This window comes from Limnobaculum eriocheiris, from assembly GCF_021010575.1.
Taxonomy (GTDB): domain Bacteria; phylum Pseudomonadota; class Gammaproteobacteria; order Enterobacterales; family Enterobacteriaceae; genus Limnobaculum; species Limnobaculum eriocheiris.
On record NZ_JAJNAG010000013.1, the window covers coordinates 35,081 to 60,001 of the forward strand.

The following is a 24,921-nucleotide window of genomic DNA, read 5'->3' on the forward strand; positions in this document are numbered from 1 at the left end:
AAAAACTGAACAGACTCTCAAATCCCTCCGCCGGGATTAACCGGATCAGGTTCTACGGGTATGGTCAGGTGTCATTTCACACGCTAAACACATTCTCAGCTCTATTTAGCACCCCGTTGAGAAGGGCACATTGTAGAGTCTGTTTGACCTCTGGGGAAGGAGATTATTATCCGAAGTAAATACTAACTCATTTATTACTGTTTCCGGCCTCCAGCCTGTAGTTATCAATATTGCCAATATCCATGTCAGTGGAGGAAACAGGAGGTAACCTGCCTCCGCTGATGATGGCAATTAGCCCATAAATTTGTGCCAGTACAGGGAAATAGGAATAATGATGATTAGAGCAGGTAAAAAGTTGACTACGGCGAAGGTTTTTATCTGAGCGATGCGTAACCCAACGGCAATCATAATAATGCCTCCGCAGGCGGAGAAATCTCCCAGCGTAATCTCTGTCATATAGGGCATGATTAAACGAGCAGAAAAATAGAGTCCACCCTGAACCAGAAGTTGAGGAATGGCGATGGACATGACGGCGGCACCCATAGAAGTGGCAAAAATCATGGCGGTGAAGATATCCAGAATCGATTTAACCACCAGCAACTGATAGTTGCCGGTCATTCCTTCGGTGAGCGCACCGACAATACCGGTACCACCGGCGCAAAACAGAACAATTAGAGCGGTAAAATTTTGTGTGTAAAGCTCCGGTGTCATACTGTGGTTACGCACCGGAATAATACGTGCTAATCCACGCTGTATCAGAGAGCCAAACTTCTGGACGCCTTTTTCCATATAGCAAATTTCACCGATGGCCAGCCCGACAATCAGCGCCAGCGCAACGGCGGGTAATTGCTGAACTTTTATCGTCATCACTACACCCATAGCAATGGAGATCATGGCGAATGCGGCAGGTAATCCATCTTGTAAACGTTTAGGCATCAGTGGTGCTAAAAAAAGACCTAACCCCCCGCCGATAAAAACGGCCGCGCTGTTCAGTAATGGACCAACCATGATTTTTCCTACTTTTGTATTTAAAAGAAACGTCCTCTCATTATTTTTGAGGATAGCATAGCTATCAGCACCAACAGGGGACAGGGATAGACGCTTACGGGAGTTGTTGTTAGCAGAAGAAACAGGATTAACAACAAAGAATGATTGGATAGTATCTTATATCATCCTGATTGTTTTTGCTTATTGTGGGTAAATTTACATCACTTAGCATAAATCAAAAATGGCAGACGATATGCCAGAACGGGAAAGGATTGCGTTGGATTCTGAGACAGAATCCTTCGTTTTGGTTTTGGCTCTGCCTCTTATTGTCTTTGGATTTAAATCTTACAGAATAGGTAACAACTTCTTTTTAGGGCTTTTAGTACACCCCTATGGGGTGCAATCAATGCCGCCTTCTATCGAAGGCGGATTTTTGATTAAATCTGGCGATTACCGCAAAAACACCGGCTGTTTAGCTTCATAAGCGCTAATGGCATCATCATGCTGCAACGTCAGACCAATACTATCCAACCCGTTAATCATGCAGTGTTTACGGAATGTGTCGATATTGAAGGCATAACCTTTATCACCGGCAATCACCTGCTGGTTTTCCAGGTCGACGGTAAATTCAACGCCTTCCTGGCTGGCAACCAGTTTAAACAGCTCATCAACTTCTGCTTCAGTTAAAATAACCGGTAATAGCTGATTATTGAATGAGTTACCGTAGAAGATATCGGCAAAGCTTGGGGCAATAACCACTTTAAAACCGTAATCTGTCAACGCCCAGGGGGCGTGCTCCCGCGAGGAACCACAGCCGAAGTTTTCGCGGGCCAGCAGAATGGAAGCCCCTTTATAGCGCGGCTTATTTAAAACAAAGTCAGGGTTTGGCTTCTGCCCGGCATCGTCCAGAAAGCGCCAGTCGTTAAACAGGTGCTGACCAAAACCGGTACGGGTGACTTTTTGCAGAAACTGCTTGGGAATAATGGCATCGGTATCGACGTTTGCTGCATCTAACGGGACTACTATGCCGGTATGTTGAGTAAATTTAGTCATGTTGTAGTCTCCTTAGCTCAGTTTGCGAATATCGGCAAAGTGACCGGCAATTGCTGCCGCTGCGGCCATTGCCGGACTCACCAGATGAGTGCGCCCACCGCGGCCCTGACGGCCTTCAAAATTACGGTTACTGGTTGATGCACAGCGTTCTCCCGGCTCTAAGCGGTCATTATTCATGGCTAAACACATAGAGCAGCCAGGTAAACGCCATTCAAAGCCTGCATCGATAAAGATCTTATCCAGACCTTCCGCTTCAGCCTGGGCTTTAACCGGACCGGAGCCAGGGACCACCATCGCTACCACACCAGAGGCAACTTTGTGGCCTTTGGCTATAGCCGCCGCCGCACGCAGATCTTCAATCCGTGAGTTAGTACATGAACCGATAAACACTTTATCAATCGCGACATCGGTCAGTTTAGTGCCGGCTTTCAAATCCATATAAGCCAGTGCTTTTTCTGCTGATGTCCGTTCCACCGGATCGCTGAAAGAGGCCGGATCGGGAATACTTTGGTCAATTGCCATAACCTGACCGGGGTTTGTTCCCCAGGTGACCTGTGGTGCGATATCGGCAGCATTCAGGGTGATGACTGCATCAAATTTAGCGCCATCATCAGATTTTAATGTGCGCCAGTAGGTGACGGCGGCATCCCATTGCTCCGCTTTAGGGGCGAACTGACGGCCTTTTACATAGTCAAAGGTGGTGTTATCCGGCGCAACCAGACCGGCTTTAGCGCCCATCTCAATCGCCATATTACACAGCGTCATACGGCCTTCCATGGACAGCGCTTCAATGGCTTTGCCACAAAATTCCACAACATAACCGGTACCACCCGCGTGGCCAATTTTACCGATAATGGCTAATACAATATCTTTAGCCGTGATGCCTTCAGCAGTATTGCCCTGAACTTCAATTTTCATGGTTTTAGCCCGCGCCTGCTTCAGGGTTTGGGTTGCTAAAACGTGCTCCACTTCAGAAGTACCAATACCAAAAGCCAGTGAACCAAAAGCACCATGAGTTGCGGTGTGGGAATCGCCACACACAATGGTCATGCCTGGCAGCGTCATACCTTGTTCCGGGCCGATAACGTGAACAATGCCCTGATAAGGGTGATTTAAGTCATATAAAGAGACATTAAACTCTTTACAGTTTTTAATCAGCTCCTGCATCTGAATGCGGGCCATCTCGCCACAGGCGTTAATGTCTTTGGTTTGAGTAGAGACATTATGGTCCATGGTGGCAAAGGTTTTTCCCGGCTGGCGTACCGGACGCTTCATTGCCCGTAAACCATCGAAAGCCTGTGGTGAGGTGACTTCATGCACCAAATGACGATCGATATACAATAATGGAGTTTCGTTCGGCGCTTCGTACACAACGTGGGCGTCGTACAATTTTTGATACAGTGTCTTAGCCATTTTATGCCCCCTGAGCGACGAACTGAGCGATGATATCGCCCATTTGACTGGTGCTGACAGACTTGCCGTTACCGGCTAAATCTGATGTACGGTAACCTTGCTCTAATGCCTGATTGATGGCTTTTTCGATGGCGTTAGCAGCATCGTCAGCATTCAGGCTATAGCGTAGTAATAGTGACAGCGAAAGGATTTGTGCAATGGGGTTGGCGATATTCTTTCCGGCAATATCCGGAGCAGAACCACCGGCCGGTTCGTATAAACCAAAGCCTTTTTCGTTCAGACTGGCTGATGGCAGCATTCCCATTGAGCCGGTAATCATGGCGCATTCGTCAGACAAAATGTCACCAAACAGATTAGAGCACAGTACAACGTCAAACTGAGAAGGTTCTTTCACCATCTGCATTGTGGCGTTATCAATATACATATGGTTTAACGCGATATCCGGGTATTGTTTAGCAATCTCAGTTACCACTTCACGCCATAAAATAGAGCTTTGTAACACGTTAGATTTATCGATGGAGGTGACTTTAGCGCGACGTTTACGGGCCGCCTCAAAAGCGATATGGGCAATGCGTTCAATTTCGAAACGATGATAAACCTCAGTATCAAAGGCTTTTTCCTGTGGACCAGAGCCTTCGCGACCTTTTGGTTGACCGAAATAGATACCGCCGGTTAACTCGCGCGCACATAAAATATCAAAGCCTTTATGGGAAATATCACTTCTTAACGGACTAAAGTCTTCTAAACCCTGATACAGACGCGCAGGGCGCAAATTACTGAATAACTGAAAGTGTTTGCGTAAAGGCAACAATGCACCGCGTTCCGGTTGCTCTGCCGGTGGCAGATGTTCCCATTTTGGTCCACCAACGGAACCAAACAAAATTGCATCCGCCTGCTCGCAACCTGCAACCGTTGCTGCGGGTAATGGCATGCCGTGACGATCGATGGCAGCACCACCTACATCATATTCACTGGTGGTAATTTGAATGTTAAAGCGCTGGCGAACGGCATCCAGTACTTTAATTGCCTGCTGCATCACTTCCGGGCCAATGCCATCTCCGGGCAATACTGCAATGTGGTAAGAACGCGTCATAATTGCTCCATACTTTATGGTTGTTTTGTTGCAACAAATGTTGTTATAGCTAATGTTTGCTTAAAAAAATAAAACGTAATTATTACCCGGCAGTTTGTGTCAGTCGCTGTTTTTGCGCTTCCACCTGCTGGGCGCGCCAGATGTGGTTCAGTACGTGAACCAGCGCCTGTGCCGAAGATTCAACAATATCTGTTGCCAGCCCAACGCCGTGGAAACGGCGGCCTTCATACTCAGCAACAATATCTACCTGACCCAAAGCATCTTTTCCCTGACCTTTCGCAGTTAATTGATACTTCACGATTGAAATAGGATAGTCAGCAATACGGTTAATCGCCTGATAGACCGCATCTACCGGGCCGTTACCCGTTGCCGCTTCGGACTTGATTGCACTACCGCAGGCCAGACGCACAGAGGCGGTTGCCATCAGGTTAGTACCAGACTGCACGCTGAAGTAATCCAGCGCGAAGTGATCCTGTTCTTCCTGTTGTTTATGGATAAATACCAGCGCTTCCAAATCGTAATCAAATACCTGACCTTTTTTATCCGCCAGCTTCAGGAAGGCGGCATACAGATCGTCCAGAGAGTAATCATTTTCGCTGTAGCCCATGGCTTCCATACGGTGTTTCACTGCGGCACGACCAGAGCGGGAGGTCAGGTTTAATTGTACCTGACTGAAGCCAATGGATTCCGGGGTCATGATTTCATAGGTTTCGCGGTTTTTCAGTACGCCATCCTGATGAATACCGGAGGAGTGGGCATAGGCATTAGAACCCACCACAGCTTTATTAGCCGGAACTGGCATATTGCACAATTGGCTAACCAACTGACTGGTGCGGTAGATTTCCTGATGGTTGATATTGGTGTGTACACCCATAATGTCCTGACGAACTTTAATCGCCATAATCACTTCTTCCAGCGCACAGTTACCGGCACGTTCACCAATACCGTTAATGGTACCCTCTACCTGACGGGCACCAGCCTGAACTGCAGTAATGGAGTTAGCTACCGACATACCCAAATCGTCGTGGCAGTGAACGGACAGGATCGCTTTATCAATATTAGGTACACGCTGATACAGGGTTTCAATGATATTGCCAAACTGACGCGGTACGGTATAACCCACGGTATCCGGAATATTAATGGTGGTAGCACCGGCATTGATTGCGGCTTCTACCACACGGCACAGATTATCAATTGGAGTACGGCCAGCGTCTTCACAAGAGAATTCAACATCGTCAGTATAGTTGCGGGCTCTTTTGACGGAACGTACTGCCATTTCCATCACATCTTCAAAAGAACGCTTCAGTTTGGATTCGATATGCAGGGTGGAGGTGGCTAAAAAAACGTGAATACGAAAGGCTTCGGCTACGCGCAATGCTTCTGCTGCAACGTCGATATCTTTATCGACGCAGCGCGCCAATGCACACACTCGACTATTTTTGATCTGCCGGGCGATGCTTTGCACCGATTCAAAATCACCCGGAGAAGAGACCGGGAAGCCAACTTCCATTACATCTACGCCCATGCGCTCTAACGCCATAGCAATCTGCATTTTTTCTTTTACACTCAGGCTTGCCTGTAAAGCCTGTTCGCCGTCTCGCAGGGTGGTATCAAAGATAATTACTTGCTGGCTCATATTCTGTACCTTCTGTTTTGAAATCGTTTAATCGGGTTAAAACTTCCTGCGAGGCAAAAAAAAACCCGCGCAGGTAGCGCGGGTTTCTTGTGTTTTTCTGAATCTAATCAGTTCGTCTTCCACAAGCCAGCCGCGCAACAAGATGCGAGGAGAAGGAGGCTGAGAAAACGAACAGAAGCAAACATGCGATTCAGTACTCTTTTATAAAAATTCAGTAGTAATTAAATTGATACTAGATTGCCGGGTTGTTGTCAACGGTTGTTTTGTTTTTTGACTAAAAAAAATGGTTTACTGGTGGTAAACAAAAAACGTAAACCATCAATAAGCAGATTTTTTATCTATTATTACCCCTTTCGTTTTACAGCAACTACGCTTACTAAAGTTGTATTATTTACCGAACTTTCTTAGTGTTATTAGGAGGATGTATGAGGAAATGGTTAGTGGCGGCAATAGGGCTGACGGTACTGGCAACCAGCGCACTCGCTCAGGCGAATGGCGTTGACGAGCAGATGAAGCTGATTGCCAAAAATTATCGTACGGTATTAAACACCAATTCACCCGATGAGTTTAAACAAGGTTTAGCCGCGATGAAGCAGGCGGCGCAAAAAGCACAACAGGGCACGCCGGATAAACTGGCAGGACAGGAAAAAGATAGCGCCAGTATGAAAGATTTTCGTCATGGTCTGGATACTCTGATCGGGGAAATCGATGGTGCTACGGCATTAGCGGATTCCGGTAAATTTGATCAGGCCAAACAGGCAGCGGAACAGTTTAAACAAACCCGTGACCAGTATCATAAGAAGTATAAGTAAATGATTCAGCGTTGGGATGGGGTGGTCAGAATCACTCACTGGTGTGTTGCACTGGGGTTTCTGATTAATCGACTGCATATTACCGAGCCAGGTAAAACGCTGCATCAGATTGTAGGGTTAACCGTTGCGGCGTTGGTAATTGTTCGTCTGATATGGGGAATGACCGGTGCAAAGGGGCCGGCTCGTCTTTCCGCTATTATCCCAACTTGTTCAGCGATACGTCAGCATCTGGAGGAGGTGCGCCAGCGCTCGGCTCACCGTTCTCTGGGGCACAATCCTATTGGCGCTATGAGTATTTGGTTATTTTGGTTCTTATTACCGCTGGTGGCTTTAACCGGATGGGCTCAGGATACTGCCTTAATCGATCGCTGGCCGGTGGATGAATGGCACTACTGGTTGGTAAACTCAGTAACGGTATTAGTCGGTTTACACATTTTAGCGGTAGTTGCTCTTTCGCTCTGGCTTAAGCGTAATTTGATTGCGGCTATGTTGCCGGGCAGGCGCTAACACACCTTTATTACCTACCTGTTTATCTTCTAAATATTCCTTCCATAGCCTACTGTTTTTAAAGAGTTTTCAGCTTAAAGTTTGCAATCACTCACGCATATTTAGTTAATTTCCATTGACCAGCAGACGAGAAAATGTAGACTTCTCAACATAAAAATAGCGAACAGCTGTAAGCTGAAAATGAGAGCCATTTATGAACCAAACACTCAGGCAATTTCACCCGGTTGGTCGCGTGCAAGATCGCATCCAACAAAACCCGACCAGAATTGCATTCAGAGAGTGGGATCAACATCAGGAAACGTCACTAAGCTGGCAGCAAATTGGTGAACGCATCTCCCAAACCGCCAGGGCTTTGTTAAGCACGGGTGTACAGGTTCAGGATCGTATTGCTATCTTTGCTAATAACAGTATTAACTGGGCGATTACTGATTTATCGATTCTTCATTTACGCGCTATTGCGGTCCCTATTTATTCTACCAATACGTCGGTACAGTCTGCTTTTGTGATTAATGATGCACAGGTCAGAACGCTGTTTGTTGGCGCTCAGGCGCAAATGGATGCGGCATTAACTCTCTGTGAGCTTTGTCCTCAGTTGGAAAGAATCATTGCGTTTGATAAAAGTATCGATCTGCGTGGTTGTGATCTCGCCATTCACCTAGATGATTTCTGTCAACGGGCTGATGATAGCCATATGGCTGAGTTTCAGGAGCGTATTCATTCTCGTGATATCGACGATCTGTTTACTCTGATCTACACCTCCGGCACCACCGGCGAACCTAAAGGGGTGATGTTGGATTACCGCAATCTGGCCACGCAATTTTGTCTGCACGACGAGCGTCTGACCGTTAGTGCTGATGATGTGTCCCTTAGTTTTCTGCCGTTATCCCATGTTTTTGAACGTGCCTGGAGTCTGTATGTGATGCATGCCGGTGCGCAAAACGTCTATTTACGAGATACCGCGGCAGTACGGGAAGCTATGTCGGATGTAAAACCTACGGTGATGTGTGCGGTGCCGCGGTTTTATGAAAAAGTTTTCTCAGCGATTCATGACAAAGTCGCTCTGGCGTCATGGCATCGTCGCGCCTTATTCCATAGTGCGTTGTGGTGCGGTAAACGTAAATTCTGGGCAGCCCATCAGGGCAAAAAACTGAATCCACTGATGGCTGTGGTTCATCGTCTGGCGGATAAGCTGGTGCTGAAAAAGCTACGCGGCATATTGGGTGGAAATATTCGCTTTTTACCCGCGGCGGGCGCCAAACTGGATGACAATATCATCCTGTTCTTCCACGCGGTGGGGCTGCATATTACTTATGGTTACGGTATGACTGAAACCTGTGCCACCGTATCCTGCTGGGAAGAGACCGGTTTCCGTTTTGGGTCTATTGGTCGTCCGCTACCGGGTGTTGATGTGCGTATCGGCGACGAGAACGAAATTCAGGTGCGCGGTCCAATTGTGATGCGCGGTTATTACAATCGTCCGGAAGAGAGCGCTGCGGCTTTTACTGCGGATGGTTGGTTAAAAACCGGCGATGCAGGCTGGTTGGATGAGTCCGGCAATCTGTTTATTACCGAACGTATTAAAGACTTAATGAAGACATCATGTGGTAAATATATTGCACCACAGGTGATTGAAGGCGCATTAGGGCAGGACCGTTTTATCGATCAAATCGCAGTAGTGGCCGATGCCCGTAAATTTGTTTCTGCACTGATTGTCCCTTGCTTTGTCAGTCTGGAAGAGTATGCCCGTTCTATGAATCTGATTTATAAAGACAGGATAGAGCTATTGCGCCATAGTCATATTGTGGAACTGTTTGAACAGCGTCTGAATGAGCTACAAAAGGAGCTGGCGCGTTTTGAGCAGGTTAAACGCTTTACGCTGCTGCCTGATGCTTTCAGTATGGAGTTAGGTGAACTGACTCCGACGCTTAAACTGCGGCGTAAGGTGATACTTAATCGTTATCAGAATGAGATTGAGTTGATGTATAGGGAATAAGCAGTGGAGTGGAGTTTGTATATTTACAAAGGCGCACATATGAAGTGCGCCTTTGTTTTTTTCTGGCTTTAACCTGATGTGTGGGTTTTTAATCGGAACACCCCGGTGGAGAATGACCGATTATTCTGCTGGTTATTGGCTTAATGGCTTGAAAAACTTTCTTTTTTGGTACTGAAAGAATGCTTTTGCCAGTATGAACAGACAGCGTTATGGTAATAAGCCAACCCTTGACTATCTTTTATGTGATGCCTTTTGGCTGAGTGGTGAGCCGGGGCTGTAAAATATAAGCAGACCAGACAAGATTGATATCATGGGTAAAACCCTGTATTCCGCCTTATGGCTTACTATCGCCAGAGTGCACAACAACAATAACCTGGAGGAAACCCATGGAAACGTTATCCGGAGCTGAGATCGTTGTCCGATCGTTGATCGATCAGGGGGTGAAGCATTTATTTGGTTATCCGGGTGGAGCCGTGCTGGATATCTATGATGCACTGCACACAATAGGTGGCATTGACCATGTGTTAGTTCGCCATGAGCAGGCTGCCGTATATATGGCTGATGGCTTTGCGCGGGCAACCGGCGAAGTCGGAGTGGTGTTGGTGACTTCAGGGCCGGGGGCAACCAATGCGATAACCGGTATCGCTACCGCCTATATGGATTCAATTCCGCTGGTAGTGCTGTCCGGTCAGGTGGCAACCACATTGATAGGCAATGATGCCTTTCAGGAATGCGATATGGTGGGGATTTCCCGCCCGGTGGTAAAACATAGCTTTTTAGTTAAGCATGTTGAAGACATTCCTATGGTGCTGAAAAAAGCGTTCTACGTTGCCAGCACGGGTCGTCCTGGTCCGGTCGTGGTTGATTTACCCAAGGATATTCTCAATCCGGCAATTAAGATTCCGTATTCCTACCCGGATCAAATCTCTATGCGTTCTTATAACCCTACGGTGCAGGGGCATCGGGGGCAAATTAAGCGCGCTTTACAAATGCTGTTGGAGGCAAAAAATCCGGTGGTATATGTTGGCGGCGGTGCCATCACTTCCGGCTGTGATGCTGAGTTAAAGACGCTGGTAGAAACGCTGAATCTACCGGTAGCCAGCTCATTGATGGGGCTGGGTGCCTTTCCTTCAACGGATAAGCATTTTGTTGGTATGCTGGGTATGCATGGCACCTATGAAGCCAATATGACCATGCATCACTCCGATCTGATCTTCGCAGTTGGTGTACGGTTTGATGACCGTACCACCAACAATCTGGCGAAGTACTGCCCGGAGGCGACGGTATTACATATTGATATCGACCCTACTTCCATTTCTAAAACGGTAAATGCCGATGTGCCTATTGTTGGGGATGCCAGACAGGTATTGGCACAGATGTTGGATATACTGAAACAGCGGGATCCGGCCCAAAGCTTTGAGAATCTGGATAGCTGGTGGCAGTGCATTGATGAGTGGCGTTGTAAAAAGTCGCTGGCTTACGATCACAGCGGTGACCGTATTAAACCACAGGCGGTCATTGAAGCCCTGTACCGTTTAACTCAGGGCAATGCTTATGTTGCTTCTGACGTAGGTCAACATCAGATGTTTGCCGCGTTGTATTATCCGTTTGATAAACCGCGTCGCTGGATTAACTCCGGTGGCCTCGGCACTATGGGCTTTGGTCTACCCGCTGCACTGGGGGTTAAACTGGCGTTACCAAGAGAAACGGTAGTTTGCGTAACCGGGGATGGCAGTATTCAAATGAATATTCAGGAGCTATCTACCGCGTTGCAATATGATTTGCCCGTCGTGGTACTCAACCTGAATAACAAGTTCCTTGGTATGGTAAAACAGTGGCAGGACCTGATTTATGCCGGTCGTCACTCCCACTCCTATATGGATTCGCTGCCTGACTTTGTCAAACTGGCGGAAGCCTATGGTCATGTGGGGATCTCCATCAGTAAACCGGAAGAGCTGGAAACTAAACTGGCGGAAGCGCTGGCAATTAAGAATCGTCTGGTGTTTGTTGATGTGGCCATTGATGAAAGAGAACACGTCTATCCGATGCAAATTCGCGGCGGTGCAATGGACGAAATGTGGCTAAGCAGAACGGAGAGGAGCTGATTATGCGCCGTATACTATCAGTACTACTGGAAAATGAATCCGGCGCCTTGTCGCGGGTGATTGGCCTGTTTTCCCAACGGGGATACAACATTGAAAGCCTGACCGTAGCGCCAACGGACGATCCAACCCTTTCGCGTATGACTATTCATACTAAAGGCGATGCGAAAGTGCTGGAGCAGATAGAAAAACAGCTTCACAAGCTGGTTGATGTTTTGCGGGTATCTGAACTAACCGATGGTGACTGCGTTGAACGTGAGATCATGTTGGTGAAATTGCGTACTTCTGGTGACGGTAGGGAAGAGGTAAAACGCTGTGCAGATATATTCCGCGGTCAGATCGTTGACGTTACCTCTTCCTTGTATACCGTTCAACTGGTGGGCACTAGCAGCAAACTGGATGCATTTCTGGCAGCGATACGTGAAGCGGGCGAAATTGTTGAAGTTGCCCGTTCAGGAATTGTTGGCGTAGGGCGCGGCGAGCGAATTATGCGCTAGCTATTATTCAGACAAAAACAGGAGCTCTACCGATGATGTAGAGCTTTTTATTTTGTATTACACTGACTGAATGGATTAAGCAGTTGCTGAATCGTCATATCTTGGGTTAGATCTACATTACTTAAAGCCATTTATATTATTATGGTTATTATGCCACCAATGACGGGGCGAATTGATACTTAAGGGGTTAATGTGAAACTGGATGAAATTGCGCGTCTCGCTGGTGTTTCACGCACGACGGCCAGCTATGTAATTAATGGCAAAGCCAAGCAATATCGTGTGAGCGATAAAACAGTTGAGAAAGTCATGGCGGTAGTCCGGGAACATAATTATCAACCTAATGCGGTTGCTGCTGGTTTACGTGCTGGTCGTACCCGTTCTATCGGGCTGGTTATTCCCGATTTAGAAAACACCAGCTATACGCGAATTGCTAACTACCTTGAACGTCAGGCGCGCCAGCGTGGCTATCAGTTGCTTATTGCCTGTTCCGAAGACCAGCCGGATAACGAAATGCGCTGCGTTGAGCATTTGCTGCAACGTAAGGTGGATGCCCTGATTATCTCTACCGCATTGCCACCGGAACATCCGTTCTATCAGCGCTGGGTAAACAGTACATTACCGATTATCGCACTTGACCGGGCGCTGGATCGTGAACACTTTATCAGTGTTGTCGGGGCCGACTACGAAGACGCAGAAATGCTGGCATCGGAGCTGCGTAACTTTAAAGCAGATAGTGTGGCCTATCTGGGGGCGTTACCTGAATTATCCGTCAGTCAGTTGCGTGAGCAAGGGTTCCGTCAGGCGTGGAAAGGGGATAAGCGTCAGGTCAGCTATATTTATGCCAATAGCTATGAGCGTGAATCAGCGGCAGAAGTATTTAAAAACTGGCTGGAATCTAACCCGATTCCTCAGGCAATTTATACTACGTCATTCTCATTGCTGCAGGGTGTGATGGATGTGATTTTACAGAAACAGGGACGTCTGCCTGCCGATCTGGCAATTGCTACCTTTGGTGATAATGAGCTGCTGGATTTTCTTGAGTGTCCGGTATTGTCTGTTGCTCAACGCCACAGAGAAGTTGCAGAGCGGGTGTTGGAATTAGCATTGGCAAGTATTGATGAAACTCAAAAGCCAAAACCTGGACTGACACGCATTCGACGTAGTTTATTCCGCCGCGGCAGCCTGAGTCGTGCATAACCTGTAAAATCATCTCAAAAGTATCACTTTGATAACCTGAGAAAATCGCAAGGGGCCAGTTACAGGCCCTTTGTTTTATGCTCCGTAAGCCGTATTGCACTTACTCCAAAGCGTTACGTTATGTTACTATTGCACACTAAAGTATTAGCCAGATTGATGAGTAAAATGGCCAACCACATCTATTCCCTTCCATTCACATCAGATCGTGTCAGATTTATGCGGTAGTGGTTATAGAAATATTTTTTTATATTAACGGATTTTTTTATTGATTGATTGCCAACGCTGTTAACCGCCCGCTTTCCTGATTTTGAGTTGAATAAATAATTATTACTATTCATATTGTTAGTCTGATTTCTTTAAATTTGACACGCATTAATTCTATTTTCAGGAAGCTAAATAACCACGCTATTTAGTGTAAAGTCGCGGCACTTCGTCTTGACAAGCTTTTAATACCCTCCGTAAACTCTATTCAAGTGGGAATTTGTGGGGTAAAGTGGTAAAACTTGTCGCGAAGGAGTGACCCGCCCATGTTTCGTGGAGCAACAACAATAAATCTTGATAGTAAGGGGCGATTAGCTATCCCCACTCGCTATCGGGATTCACTGCTGGATGAATGTGAAGGACAATTGGTATGTACCATTGACCTCCATCAGCCATGCCTGTTGCTTTACCCCCTTCCTGAATGGGAAAAAATTGAACAGAAGCTATCCCGACTATCCAGCATGAATCCAGCCGAACGCAGAGTGCAGCGTCTGTTGTTAGGTCATGCCAGCGAATGTCAACTGGATAGCGCTGGTCGTGTATTGATAGCAAATACGTTGCGGCAACATGCGCTTTTAGTAAAAGAAGTGATGCTGGTCGGGCAGTTCAATAAATTTGAACTGTGGAGTGAAGAGGCCTGGTATCAACAAGTTAAGGACGACATCGAGGCTGAGCAGTCTGCTAAGTCACCTCTCTCAGAGCGGTTACAGGATTTTTCATTATAAGCTATGTTGAATAATTATCAGCACACCACGGTGCTTTTGGATGAAGCAGTTAATGCCTTAAGCATTCGACAGGATGGTATCTATATTGACGGTACTTTTGGCCGTGGTGGACACTCGCGCCTGATCCTCTCCCAACTGGGGTCTCAGGGGCGTCTTATTGCGATAGACCGTGACCCTCAGGCAATTGAAGCCGCATCTGCTATTTCAGACCCTCGTTTCTCTATTATTCATGGTCCTTTTTCTGAGCTGGCCAGCTATGTTCGCGATCTTGGTTTAGAAGGCAAGGTTGACGGCATTTTGCTGGATTTGGGCGTCTCTTCCCCTCAGCTGGATGATGCCGAACGCGGTTTCTCATTTATGCGCGACGGGCCACTGGATATGCGGATGGATCCGACTCGTGGTTTGTCAGCGGCACAGTGGCTATTAAAAGCGGAAGAAGAAGACATTGCCTGGGTGCTAAAAACTTTTGGCGAAGAGCGCTTTGCCAGGCGTATTGCCCGGGGCATCGTTGAACGTAATCGTACCGAACCAATGACCCGTACCCATGAGCTGGCAGAGGTTATTGCGACAGCAACTCCTGTTCGTGACAAACATAAACATCCGGCAACCCGCAGTTTTCAGGCGATCCGAATTTATATCAATAGTGAACTGGAAGAGATTGAGCGTGCGCTGGATGGCGCTCTGGACGTACTGAAAGAAGGTGGCCGCCTTTCTGTTATCAGCTTTCATTCACTGGAAGACCGTATTGTTAAACGTTTTATCCGCCAGCATAGCAAGGGGCCGCAGGTTCCGGCGGGGATTCCGTTAACAGAAGAGCAGTTAAGACAACATGGCGCAAGAAAATTAAAAGCGCTGGGAAAAATGATGCCGTCTGAGCAAGAAGTGGCAGAGAACGCACGGGCCCGTAGCTCGGTGTTGCGTTTTGCCCAAAGGACAGCGGAATGATATCGAATGAGCGCCACAGTTTAGCCAGCATCATCGGCGATGATTTGCTGCGCAACGCAAAGTTACCGCTGTTGCTGACTGTGATAGTTCTGGTATCGGCGATAGCGGTAGTGTTATCCAGCCACCGTACTCGCCTGTTAACCGCAGAGCGCGAACAGCTGATATTAGAGCGTGAAGCACTGGAAATTGAGTGGCGTAACCTGATTCTGGAAGAGAATGCGCTGGCTGACCATAGCCGCATTGAGCGTCTGGCTAATGAGAAGTTGCAAATGCTGCATGTAGCACCGGATCAGGAACAAATCGTTATCCAGAAATAGTCAAAAGAACTGATAACACAGTTGGCGTGCGGAGCGCGTTACAAATTAATAGATTGATGAACTTACCATGGCTAATGAAATGAGATGAAAGCAGCACGAACCAATAAGATTAAAGTAAAACGTCCTGAAAATGGGGCCGGCTTTGTAAGCTGGCGTTTTGGTTTGCTCTGCTTGTTTATTGTATTAGCCATGTTTGGTTTGATTGCTCGTGCTGCATGGTTACAGGTTATTGAGCCGGATAAACTGGTTAAAGAAGGGGACATGCGCTCCTTACGGGTGCAGGAAGTTCCTACCGTTCGCGGCATGATCTCCGATCGCTTTGGTCGTCCACTCGCGGTTAGCGTGCCGGTTAATGCAATTTGGGCCGATCCAAAAGAGCTGAATGAGCGCGGTGGTATTTTACCGGATATGCACTGGAAGGCGCTGGCAGATGTTGTTGGCTTGCCGTTGGATAAACTGACAGAAAAAATTAATGCAAACCCTAAGGGACGTTTTGTCTATCTGGCCCGCCAAATCAATTCAGAAACCGCAGAGTATGTGCGCAAGCTTAAACTGCCGGGGATCTACTTAAAACGCGAATCTCGCCGCTTCTATCCTGCCGGGCCGGTTACTGCTCATGTTGTTGGTTTTACTAACATTGATGATAACGGTCTGGAAGGCATTGAAAAAAGCTTTGAAGATAAGCTGGTGGGTAAGTCCGGTGAGCGCACGGTACGTAAAGATCGTTACGGTCGGGTGATTGAAGATATCTCTTCGGTAGACAGTCAGGCGGCTCATAATCTGACCTTAAGTATTGATGAACGCCTTCAGGCACTGGTTTATCGCGAGTTGAGCAATGCAGTTGCCGTTAATAAAGCGGAATCAGGCACAGCCGTGCTGGTGGATGTGAATACCGGCGAAATTCTGGCAATGGTTAACAGCCCTTCCTATAACCCGAATAACCGGGTTGGCTCACCGGAAGATTTCTTCCGTAATCGGGCAATCACTGACATTTTTGAACCGGGATCGACGGTTAAACCTATGGTGGTTATGACCGCGTTAGATCGCGGCATCATCAAAGAAAATTCTGTATTGAATACCAGACCATATCGGGTCAATGGTCATGAGATAAAGGATGTAGCCCTTTATCCTGAACTGACCATCACCGGTATTTTACAAAAATCCAGTAACGTCGGTGTTTCTCATCTGGCGTTGGATATGCCAGCCGATGCGTTAGTTGATACATACTCACGCTTTGGGCTGGGACAACCTACCAATTTGGGATTGGTTGGGGAAAGCAGTGGCTTGTTTTTACAAAAAAAACGGTGGTCTGACATAGAGAGGGCCACCTTCTCATTTGGCTATGGGCTAATGGTAACGCCGTTACAGTTAGCGCGGGCCTATGCAACTATGGGGAGCTTCGGCGTTTATCGTCCGCTTTCCATCACCAAAATTGACCCGCCGGTACAGGGAAAGCGCATCTTTCCTGAAAGCACCGTGCGTACTGTGGTTCATATGATGGAATCCGTAGCCTTACCCGGAGGCGGTGGTACTAAAGCCGCAGTGAAAGGTTATCGTATTGCCATCAAAACCGGTACCGCGAAGAAAGTGGGTCCTAATGGTGGCTATATCAATAAATATATTGCCTATACGGCGGGCCTGGCACCAGCCAGTAAGCCGCGCTATGCGCTGGTCGTAGTGATCAACGATCCGGGTGCCGGACAGTATTATGGTGGCGCCGTTTCTGCGCCGGTATTTGGTGCAATTATGGGCGGGGTTTTACGGACAATGAATATCGAGCCAGATGCATTGCCCGTAGCGGATAAAAACGAATTAGTCATTAATCAGAAAGGAGCTTCCGGTGGCCGATCTTAATTTAAGCGATCTGCTCGCTCCGTGGAATATTCAGGTTCCTGAGCGCAAATTAAAAGAGATGACGCTGGATAGCCGCGTAGTGGCCGCGGGCGATCTCTTTATTGCCATTGTGGGCCATAAAGTGGATGGTCGTCGTTATATTTCTCAGGCGATTGCTCAGGGTGTCGCGGCAGTGATTGCCGAAGCCGAAGGGGAAGCGCCTAACGGCACGGTTGTGATGTCTCACGGCGTTCCCGTTATTTACATTGAACATCTGAATTTACATTTGTCGGCTATTGCCGGTCGTTTTTACCAGCAGCCGTCAGAGAAAATGCGTTTAGTTGGCGTAACCGGAACCAACGGTAAAACTACCACCACTCAATTGTTAGCACAGTGGAGCCAGCTTCTGGGAGAAAGAGGCGCGGTGATGGGCACTGTGGGCAATGGTTTATTAGGCCATGTGGTACCAACAGAGAATACTACCGGCTCGGCAGTTGACGTTCAGCGTGAACTGAATGAACTGGTGAAAAGCGGCGCGACCTTTACCGCGATGGAAGTCTCTTCCCATGGATTAGTGCAGGAGCGGGTTGCTGCTCTGCATTTTGCCGCTGCGGCTTTTACCAATCTTAGCCGCGACCATCTTGATTACCATGGCAGTATGGAAGAGTACGAAGCTGCTAAATGGCGACTGTTTGAACGTCATCAGGTTGGCGAAGCCATTATCAATGTGGATGACGCCGTCGGTGCCAGTCGTATAGCCGCTATGCCAAATGCCATTGCTGTTACTATGGAAGATAACCTTCCTCAGGGTTGGCAGGGGCGTTGGTTAAAAGCTTATGAGGTCTCTTATCATGACAATGGCGCGACAGTAAAATTTGACTCCAGCTGGGGCGGCGGTGTGGTAGAAAGTCGTCTGTTAGGGGCATTTAACGTGAGCAACCTGCTTGTTGCTCTGACAACGCTGTTGTCACTAGGCTATTCACTCAATCATCTGGTAGAATCTGCGCCGAATTTACAACCTGTGTGTGGTCGTATGGAAGTATTTACCGCTCCGGGTCGTCCTACCGTGGTGGTCGATTATGCCCATACGCCAGATGCTCTGGAAAAAGCGCTGGAAGCAGCAAGGTTGCATTGTAAGGGCGAGTTGTGGTGCGTGTTTGGCTGCGGTGGCGATCGTGACCGCGGTAAGCGTCCGCTAATGGGCGGTGTTGCTGAACAGTTTGCCGATCGCGTTATTGTTACTGATGATAACCCTCGTAGTGAAGACCCTCAGGCGATTGTCGCTGATATCCTGACTGGATTTACCGATGCCAGACGCGCCAATGTGATTCACGGTCGGGCAGAAGCCGTTACCAGTGTGGTTATGCAGGCTGGTCCTGATGATGTGGTGGTGATTGCCGGTAAAGGCCATGAAGATTATCAACTGATTGGTAATCGTCGACTGGATTATTCTGACCGTACCACAGTAGCGAACTTACTGGGTATGGCCTCAGGGGTATTAGTATGATTCCGATTACCCTGAAACAACTGGCCGAAGTGGTCAACGGTAAACTTATCGCCTCAACGGCAGATATTACCGGGCAGCAAATTGTTGATGTGGTTACTGACACTCGCAAAATTGTTGCTGGCTGTTTGTTTATTGCCCTGAAGGGCGAACGTTTTGATGCTCATGATTTTGCCGCAGAGGCAATTAATCAGGGAGCCAGTGTTTTATTGGTTAGTCAGCACTTACCGTTGGATGTGGCTCAGGTCATTGTTGCGGATACCCGTATTGCATTGGGTAAGCTGGGTGGCTGGGTAAGACAGCAAGTACCTGCACGGGTCGTTGCATTAACCGGATCGTCCGGTAAAACCAGCGTAAAAGAGATGACGGCGACCATTTTGCAGCAGTGTGGTGAAGTGCTGTATACCGCAGGCAACTTAAATAACGATATTGGCGTCCCGTTAACGCTATTGCGCCTGACGAAGCGTCATCAGTTTGCCGTTGTGGAATTAGGTGCTAACCATGCCGGTGAGATTGCCTATACCACGGCGTTAACCCATCCGGAAAGTGCACTGGTCAATAATCTGGCTGCTGCGCATCTGGAAGGTTTTGGTTCACTGGCGGGTGTTGCTAAAGCCAAAGGCGAAATCTTCCAGGGTTTGTCTTCCCGGGGTGTCGCTATCATCAATAGCGATAGTAATGATTTGTCCGGTTGGCAAAGCCTGCTGGATGATAAAATAGTGTGGCGTTTTTCTGCCAGCCACACTGAGCAGGTCGAATTTTATGCAACGGATGTCGTGGTAAAACCACAGGGCACTCGCTTTGTTTTACATTCGCCGGTAGGAGAAACTGAAGTTTTACTTCCACTGCCGGGTAAACACAATATCGCCAATGCGCTGGCAGCGACGGCATTAGCCGTGTCGGTGGGTGCATCGTTAGAGCAGGTCGCATCAGGGTTGTCGCAGTTGAAAGCGGTACCGGGACGTTTATTCCCGGTACAACTGAGTGCAGAAAAACTGCTGCTGGACGATACCTACAACGCTAACGTAGGGTCAATGACGGTCGCCGCTCAGGTACTTGCTTCTATGCCCGGTTATCGGGTGATGGTCGTTGGCGATATGGGTGAATTAGGTGATGAGGCCGAACAGTGCCATCGTCAGGTTGGTGAAGCGGCTCACACAGCGGGTGTGGATAAAGTATTAAGCGTTGGTCATTTAAGTGAAATGATTAGTAACGCAAGTGGCAATGGCGAGCACTTTAAGGATAAAGAGGCAGTAGCCCAACGTTTGGGTGAGTTGCTATCTGAGCATGCGGTCATAACAATTTTAGTTAAAGGTTCACGTAGTGCCGCAATGGAGCAGGTAGTACGCAGGGTACAGGAGATAGCACAATGTTAGTATGGCTGGCGGAACATCTGGTCTCAATTTTTTCAGTCTTTAACGTCTTTTCTTATTTGACGTTTCGCGCCATTGTCAGCCTGCTGACCGCGCTGTTTATCTCTTTGTGGATGGGGCCGCGTCTGATTGCTTTCTTGCAGCGTTTACAGATTGGTCAGGTGGTTCGTAACGACGGTCCTGAGTCTCACTTCAGTAAACGTGGTACGCCAACCATGGGCGGCATCATGATTCTGGCTTCAATCACCATTTCGGTGCTGCTGTGGGCTAATCTGAGCAACCCTTATATCTGGTGTTCACTGTTTGTTCTGTTGGGCTATGGCGCCGTTGGCTTTGTGGATGATTACCGTAAAGTCGTGCGTAAAGACACTAAAGGATTAATTGCCCGCTGGAAGTATTTCTGGCAGTCGGTCATTGCGCTGATTATCGCGTTTAGCATGTATGCCATCGGTAAAGACACACCAGCGACTCAGCTGGTTGTGCCGTTTTTTAAAGACGTAATGCCTCAGTTAGGCGCACTTTATATTCTGCTGGCCTACTTTGTTATCGTGGGTACCAGCAACGCCGTCAACCTGACCGATGGTCTGGATGGTCTGGCTATCATGCCTACCGTATTTGTTGCCGCCGGTTTTGGTCTGGTTGCCTGGGCGACGGGTAACGTGAATTTTGCCAGCTATTTACACATTCCTTATATCCGCCATGCCGGTGAGTTAGTGATTTTCTGTACCGCGATTGTTGGTGCAGGGCTGGGATTCCTTTGGTTTAACACCTATCCAGCCCAGGTCTTTATGGGTGACGTAGGTTCACTGGCATTGGGTGGTACTTTAGGTGTGATTGCCGTGCTGCTGCGTCAGGAGTTTTTACTGGTGATTATGGGCGGGGTGTTTGTAGTTGAAACGCTGTCGGTAATTTTACAGGTGGGGTCATTCAAACTTCGTGGCCAACGTATTTTCCGTATGGCACCGATTCACCACCACTATGAATTGAAAGGCTGGCCGGAGCCACGGGTGATCGTGCGCTTCTGGATTATCTCATTAATGCTGGTGCTGATTGGCCTGGCAACCTTGAAGGTGAGGTAATCATGATGATCGACTATCAGGATAAACAGGTTGTTATCATTGGATTAGGTTCCACAGGATTATCCTGTGTCGATTATTTTATTGCCCGGGGCGTTTCTCCTAAAGTTATTGATACGCGCGCAACTCCTCCGGGGCTGGACAAACTGCCGGAAAGCGTAGAGCGCCATACCGGGGGTTTTAACCGCGACTGGATTCTGGCCGCTGATTTGCTGGTGGTTAGCCCGGGCATTGCCCTGGCGACACCGGTTCTGCAAGAGGCCGCTGCCGCGGGTATTGAGATTGTCGGTGATATTGAACTGTTCTGCCGCGAAGCCAGAGCGCCGATTGTGGCAATCACCGGTTCAAACGGAAAAAGTACCGTTACCACTCTGGTGGGTGAAATGGCAAACGCCGCCGGTTGGAATGTTGCCATGGGCGGTAATCTGGGGCAGCCAGCGCTGTCACTGCTGGATCCTGAATGTCAGCTGTATGTTATGGAGTTATCCAGCTTCCAGTTGGAAACCACATCCAGTCTGCATGCTGCTGCCGCGACCATTTTAAACGTTACTGAAGATCATATGGATCGCTATCCACAAGGGATGGAACAGTATCGTGAAGCTAAATTGCGTATTTATCACAATGCCAGCGTTTGTGTGGTTAATGCCGATGATGCGCTGACTATGCCATTGATCGGAGCTGACAGCCGCTGCGCCAGCTTTGGCGTAGATGTGGGTGATTATCACCTAAGCTATCAGCAGGGTGAAACCTGGCTGCGTGTTCACGGCGAGAAAGTCCTTAATGCCGCAGAGATGAAAATTGTTGGTCAGCATAATTACCTGAACGCATTGGCGGCGCTGGCGCTGGCTGATGCGGTATCTCTGCCCCGGGCCTCCAGCCTGCAAGCATTGACGCAATTCACGGGTTTAGCGCATCGTTTCCAACTGGTGTGGGATAATAAAGGCGTCCGTTGGATTAATGATTCCAAAGCCACCAACGTGGGCAGTACCGAAGCCGCATTAAATGGCATTCGCGTTGATGGTGTTTTACATCTGCTGCTGGGCGGTGATGGTAAATCCGCGGATTTCTCTCCGCTGTCGACCTATCTGAAGGGCGACAATATTCGCCTCTACTGTTTTGGTCGTGATAAACAGCCGTTATACGATTTACGCCCTGAAGTGGCAGAAATGACCGATACCATGGAGCAGGCGATGGTTCATATTGCGCAGCGAGTAAAACCGGGTGATATGGTGTTACTGTCACCGGCCTGTGCCAGCTTGGATCAGTTTAAAAATTATGAACAGCGTGGGCTGGAGTTTGCCCGTCTGGCTCAGGAGCTTGGCTGATGAGCGTATTAAGTTTAGTTAAACCATTCCAGGCGTTTACCCAATGGGTAACGGGATCCCGTCAAAGCAGTGAGGCAGTCGATTATGATGTTATGTACGATCGCACCCTACTGTGGATGGCTATTGGTTTAACTATTGTTGGTTTTGTCATGGTGACATCGGCATCAATGCCGATTGCCCAACGATATACTGACGACCCGTTTTTATTTGCCAAGCGTGATGCGATTTACATTTTGTTGGTTTTTGCTGCGGCACTGGTAACGCTGCGTATTCCAATGGAGATGTGGCAACGCTATAGCCCGATTATTCTGCTGATTGCCATCGTGATGTTGTTAATTGTACTGGCGATAGGCAGCTCGGTTAATGGCGCATCCCGCTGGATTGCTTTAGGTCCGGTTCGTATTCAACCGGCTGAGTTGTCCAAACTGGCGCTGTTTTTTTATCTGGCCAGCTATCTGGTACGTAAGGTAGATGAAGTTCGTAATAACTTCTGGGGCTTTTGTAAGCCGATGGGCGTGATGGTGGTTCTGGCAGTTTTACTGCTGGCACAGCCCGATTTGGGAACCGTGATTGTACTGTTTATTACTACGCTGGGCATGCTGTTTTTGGCGGGTGCTAAACTCTGGCAGTTTCTGGCGATTATTGGATCCGGGGTGTTTGCCGTAGGGTTACTGATTGTTGCTGAACCCTATCGTTTACGTCGGGTAACGTCATTCTGGGATCCGTGGGCCGATCCCTTTGGGGCAGGTTATCAGTTGACGCAATCGCTGATGGCATTTGGCCGCGGAGAGCTTTGGGGACAGGGGTTAGGTAACTCAATCCAGAAACTGGAATATCTGCCCGAGGCACATACTGACTTTATTTTTGCCATTATCGGTGAAGAATTAGGCTATTTGGGTGTGGTTTTGATCCTCTTAATGGTATTCTTCGTCGCTTTTAGAGCAATGTTGATTGGTCGCCGCGCTTTAGAAGCCGGGCAGCGTTTCTCCGGTTTTCTCGCCTGTGAGATTGGTTTGTGGTTTAGCTTCCAGACGTTAGTTAACGTTGGTGCTGCCGCCGGTATTCTACCGACCAAAGGTTTGACTCTACCGTTAATCAGCTATGGCGGATCCAGCCTGTTGGTGATGTCTACCGCGCTGGTTTTACTACTTCGAATTGACTATGAAACGCGTCAGGCCAACTGCCAGGCGCATGTAAGAGGTACCCGATGAAGCAGAAGCGTTTAATGGTGATGGCAGGTGGAACCGGAGGACATGTCTTTCCGGGGCTGGCTGTTGCCCATGACCTGATGGCGCAAGGCTGGGAGGTTCGCTGGCTGGGAACTGCGGATAGAATGGAAGCCGATTTAGTACCGAAACACGGAATAGAAATCGATTTTATTAACATTTCCGGACTTCGTGGCAAAGGTATCACTGCGTTATTATGTGCGCCATTCAGAATTTTCCGTGCCGTGCGTCAGGCGAAAGCCATCATGCGTAATTATAAACCGGATGTGGTGTTAGGCATGGGGGGCTATGTTTCTGGTCCGGGTGGTTTGGCGGCCTGGATGTGTGGCATCCCGGTGGTATTACACGAACAGAACGGCATTGCGGGGTTAACTAACCGCTGGCTGGCTAAAATCGCGAAGCGCGTATTGCAGGCATTTCCGGGCGCATTCCCTAATGCCGAAGTAGTCGGCAATCCGGTTCGCACGGATGTATTAGCTTTACCTCTGCCGGAAGTACGTCTATCTGAACGCAGTGGTGCGATTCGGGTTCTGGTGGTTGGTGGCAGTCAGGGCGCACGGATACTTAATCAAACCGTTCCACAAGCGGCTGAACGGCTGGGGAATAGCATTATTCTCTGGCATCAGGTTGGTAAAGGTGCACTGGAAAGCGTACAGCAGGATTACCAGCAGCGTGGCCTGGACGGACATAACATTACGGAATTTATTGACGACATGGCATCTGCCTACGCATGGGCTGATGTGGTGGTTTGCCGCTCCGGTGCTTTAACGGTAAGCGAAATTGCTGCCGCAGGTTTACCGGCCATTTTTGTGCCGTTTATGCACAAAGATCGCCAGCAATACTGGAATGCGCTGCCGCTGGAAAAAGCCGGTGCCGCCAAAATTATTGAACAACCTCAGTTTAATGCAGATTCATTAACTGAAGCGCTGAAAGAATTAAATCGATCGAAACTACTGTCAATGGCAATGGAAGCCAGAGCGACTGCCATACCGGACGCGACTGAACGCGTTTCTGCGGTTGTTAAAAGCGTCGCCCTGTAGTTTTGA

22 protein-coding genes and 1 riboswitch are annotated in these 24,921 nt (G+C 48.3%); of the genes, 17 read left to right on the forward strand and 5 right to left on the reverse strand.

Going from position 1 to position 24,921, the window contains the following annotated elements; genetic code table 11:
• Positions 1-4 precede the first annotated feature (4 nt).
• A riboswitch (TPP riboswitch) is annotated at positions 5-126 on the reverse strand.
• Between the two features lie 165 nt (positions 127-291).
• Complete coding sequence (locus LPW36_RS07930) at positions 292-1,008, reverse strand: DUF554 domain-containing protein (protein WP_230608946.1); 717 nt, start codon at positions 1,006-1,008, stop codon at positions 292-294.
• Positions 1,009-1,228: 220 nt separating this feature from the next.
• Here LPW36_RS07930 and LPW36_RS07935 point away from each other — a divergent pair, with 220 nt between their 5' ends.
• On the forward strand, positions 1,229-1,471 hold the full coding sequence (locus LPW36_RS07935) for a hypothetical protein (RefSeq protein ID WP_230608947.1): 243 nt from the start codon (positions 1,229-1,231) through the stop codon (positions 1,469-1,471).
• Here LPW36_RS07935 and leuD read toward each other — a convergent pair.
• The 4 genes from leuD to leuA all read right to left on the reverse strand — a co-directional run bounded on the left by leuD (position 1,438) and on the right by leuA (position 6,182).
• Positions 1,438-2,040: a 3-isopropylmalate dehydratase small subunit gene (gene leuD / locus LPW36_RS07940; protein WP_230608948.1), complete on the reverse strand. Its 603-nt coding sequence runs from the start codon at positions 2,038-2,040 to the stop codon at positions 1,438-1,440. The two genes, LPW36_RS07935 and leuD, sit on opposite strands and share 34 nt — an antisense overlap.
• A 12-nt stretch (positions 2,041-2,052) precedes the next feature.
• Positions 2,053-3,453, reverse strand: coding sequence for a 3-isopropylmalate dehydratase large subunit (leuC, locus tag LPW36_RS07945; protein WP_230608949.1), 1,401 nt, complete (start codon positions 3,451-3,453; stop codon positions 2,053-2,055).
• A 1-nt stretch (position 3,454) separates the two neighbouring features.
• Positions 3,455-4,546 (reverse strand): 3-isopropylmalate dehydrogenase, encoded by a 1,092-nt coding sequence (gene leuB / locus LPW36_RS07950; RefSeq protein WP_230608950.1) that lies wholly within the window; start codon positions 4,544-4,546, stop codon positions 3,455-3,457.
• A gap of 82 nt (positions 4,547-4,628) precedes the next feature.
• On the reverse strand, positions 4,629-6,182 hold the full coding sequence (gene leuA / locus LPW36_RS07955; protein WP_230608951.1) for a 2-isopropylmalate synthase: 1,554 nt from the start codon (positions 6,180-6,182) through the stop codon (positions 4,629-4,631).
• A gap of 425 nt (positions 6,183-6,607) precedes the next feature.
• Between leuA and cybC the strand changes: the two genes are divergently transcribed.
• The 16 genes from cybC to murG all read left to right on the forward strand — a co-directional run bounded on the left by cybC (position 6,608) and on the right by murG (position 24,915).
• Entirely contained in the window at positions 6,608-6,994 is a 387-nt protein-coding gene (gene cybC / locus LPW36_RS07960) for a cytochrome b562 (RefSeq protein ID WP_230608952.1), read from the forward strand.
• Positions 6,995-7,501 carry a cytochrome b/b6 domain-containing protein gene (locus LPW36_RS07965; RefSeq protein ID WP_230608953.1) on the forward strand — a complete coding sequence of 169 codons (507 nt, stop codon included), beginning with the start codon at positions 6,995-6,997 and terminating at the stop codon, positions 7,499-7,501.
• Positions 7,502-7,694: 193 nt separating this feature from the next.
• On the forward strand, positions 7,695-9,494 hold the full coding sequence (locus LPW36_RS07970) for an AMP-dependent synthetase/ligase (protein WP_230608954.1): 1,800 nt from the start codon (positions 7,695-7,697) through the stop codon (positions 9,492-9,494).
• A gap of 386 nt (positions 9,495-9,880) precedes the next feature.
• Positions 9,881-11,599: an acetolactate synthase 3 large subunit gene (gene ilvI / locus LPW36_RS07975; protein ID WP_230608955.1), complete on the forward strand. Its 1,719-nt coding sequence runs from the start codon at positions 9,881-9,883 to the stop codon at positions 11,597-11,599.
• Positions 11,599-12,093, forward strand: coding sequence for an acetolactate synthase small subunit (ilvN, locus tag LPW36_RS07980; protein WP_130593715.1), 495 nt, complete (start codon positions 11,599-11,601; stop codon positions 12,091-12,093). Before ilvI ends, ilvN begins: the two co-directional genes overlap by 1 nt.
• Positions 12,094-12,285: 192 nt before the next feature.
• Positions 12,286-13,290 (forward strand): catabolite repressor/activator, encoded by a 1,005-nt coding sequence (gene cra, locus LPW36_RS07985; protein WP_230608956.1) that lies wholly within the window; start codon positions 12,286-12,288, stop codon positions 13,288-13,290.
• A gap of 527 nt (positions 13,291-13,817) precedes the next feature.
• Complete coding sequence (gene mraZ / locus LPW36_RS07990; RefSeq protein WP_230608957.1) at positions 13,818-14,276, forward strand: division/cell wall cluster transcriptional repressor MraZ; 459 nt, start codon at positions 13,818-13,820, stop codon at positions 14,274-14,276.
• Positions 14,277-14,279: 3 nt separating this feature from the next.
• Entirely contained in the window at positions 14,280-15,221 is a 942-nt protein-coding gene (rsmH, locus tag LPW36_RS07995) for a 16S rRNA (cytosine(1402)-N(4))-methyltransferase RsmH (RefSeq protein WP_230608958.1), read from the forward strand.
• Complete coding sequence (gene ftsL, locus LPW36_RS08000; RefSeq protein WP_230608960.1) at positions 15,218-15,538, forward strand: cell division protein FtsL; 321 nt, start codon at positions 15,218-15,220, stop codon at positions 15,536-15,538. Before rsmH ends, ftsL begins: the two co-directional genes overlap by 4 nt.
• An 84-nt stretch (positions 15,539-15,622) precedes the next feature.
• Entirely contained in the window at positions 15,623-17,392 is a 1,770-nt protein-coding gene (ftsI, locus tag LPW36_RS08005; protein WP_230608962.1) for a peptidoglycan glycosyltransferase FtsI, read from the forward strand.
• Positions 17,379-18,878 (forward strand): UDP-N-acetylmuramoyl-L-alanyl-D-glutamate--2,6-diaminopimelate ligase, encoded by a 1,500-nt coding sequence (gene murE, locus LPW36_RS08010; RefSeq protein WP_230608964.1) that lies wholly within the window; start codon positions 17,379-17,381, stop codon positions 18,876-18,878. The genes ftsI and murE overlap by 14 nt, the downstream gene beginning before the upstream one ends.
• On the forward strand, positions 18,875-20,251 hold the full coding sequence (murF, locus tag LPW36_RS08015) for a UDP-N-acetylmuramoyl-tripeptide--D-alanyl-D-alanine ligase (RefSeq protein ID WP_230608966.1): 1,377 nt from the start codon (positions 18,875-18,877) through the stop codon (positions 20,249-20,251). The genes murE and murF overlap by 4 nt, the downstream gene beginning before the upstream one ends.
• A complete protein-coding gene (gene mraY / locus LPW36_RS08020; protein WP_230608968.1) occupies positions 20,245-21,327 on the forward strand; it encodes a phospho-N-acetylmuramoyl-pentapeptide-transferase in 1,083 nt (360 codons plus the stop codon). Before murF ends, mraY begins: the two co-directional genes overlap by 7 nt.
• 5 nt (positions 21,328-21,332) lie before the next feature.
• Entirely contained in the window at positions 21,333-22,649 is a 1,317-nt protein-coding gene (murD, locus tag LPW36_RS08025) for a UDP-N-acetylmuramoyl-L-alanine--D-glutamate ligase (RefSeq protein ID WP_230609020.1), read from the forward strand.
• Positions 22,649-23,860, forward strand: coding sequence for a cell division protein FtsW (gene ftsW, locus LPW36_RS08030; RefSeq protein ID WP_230608972.1), 1,212 nt, complete (start codon positions 22,649-22,651; stop codon positions 23,858-23,860). Before murD ends, ftsW begins: the two co-directional genes overlap by 1 nt.
• Positions 23,857-24,915, forward strand: a complete 1,059-nt coding sequence (gene murG, locus LPW36_RS08035) for an undecaprenyldiphospho-muramoylpentapeptide beta-N-acetylglucosaminyltransferase (protein WP_230608974.1) — start codon at positions 23,857-23,859, stop codon at positions 24,913-24,915. The genes ftsW and murG overlap by 4 nt, the downstream gene beginning before the upstream one ends.
• Positions 24,916-24,921 lie beyond the last annotated feature (6 nt).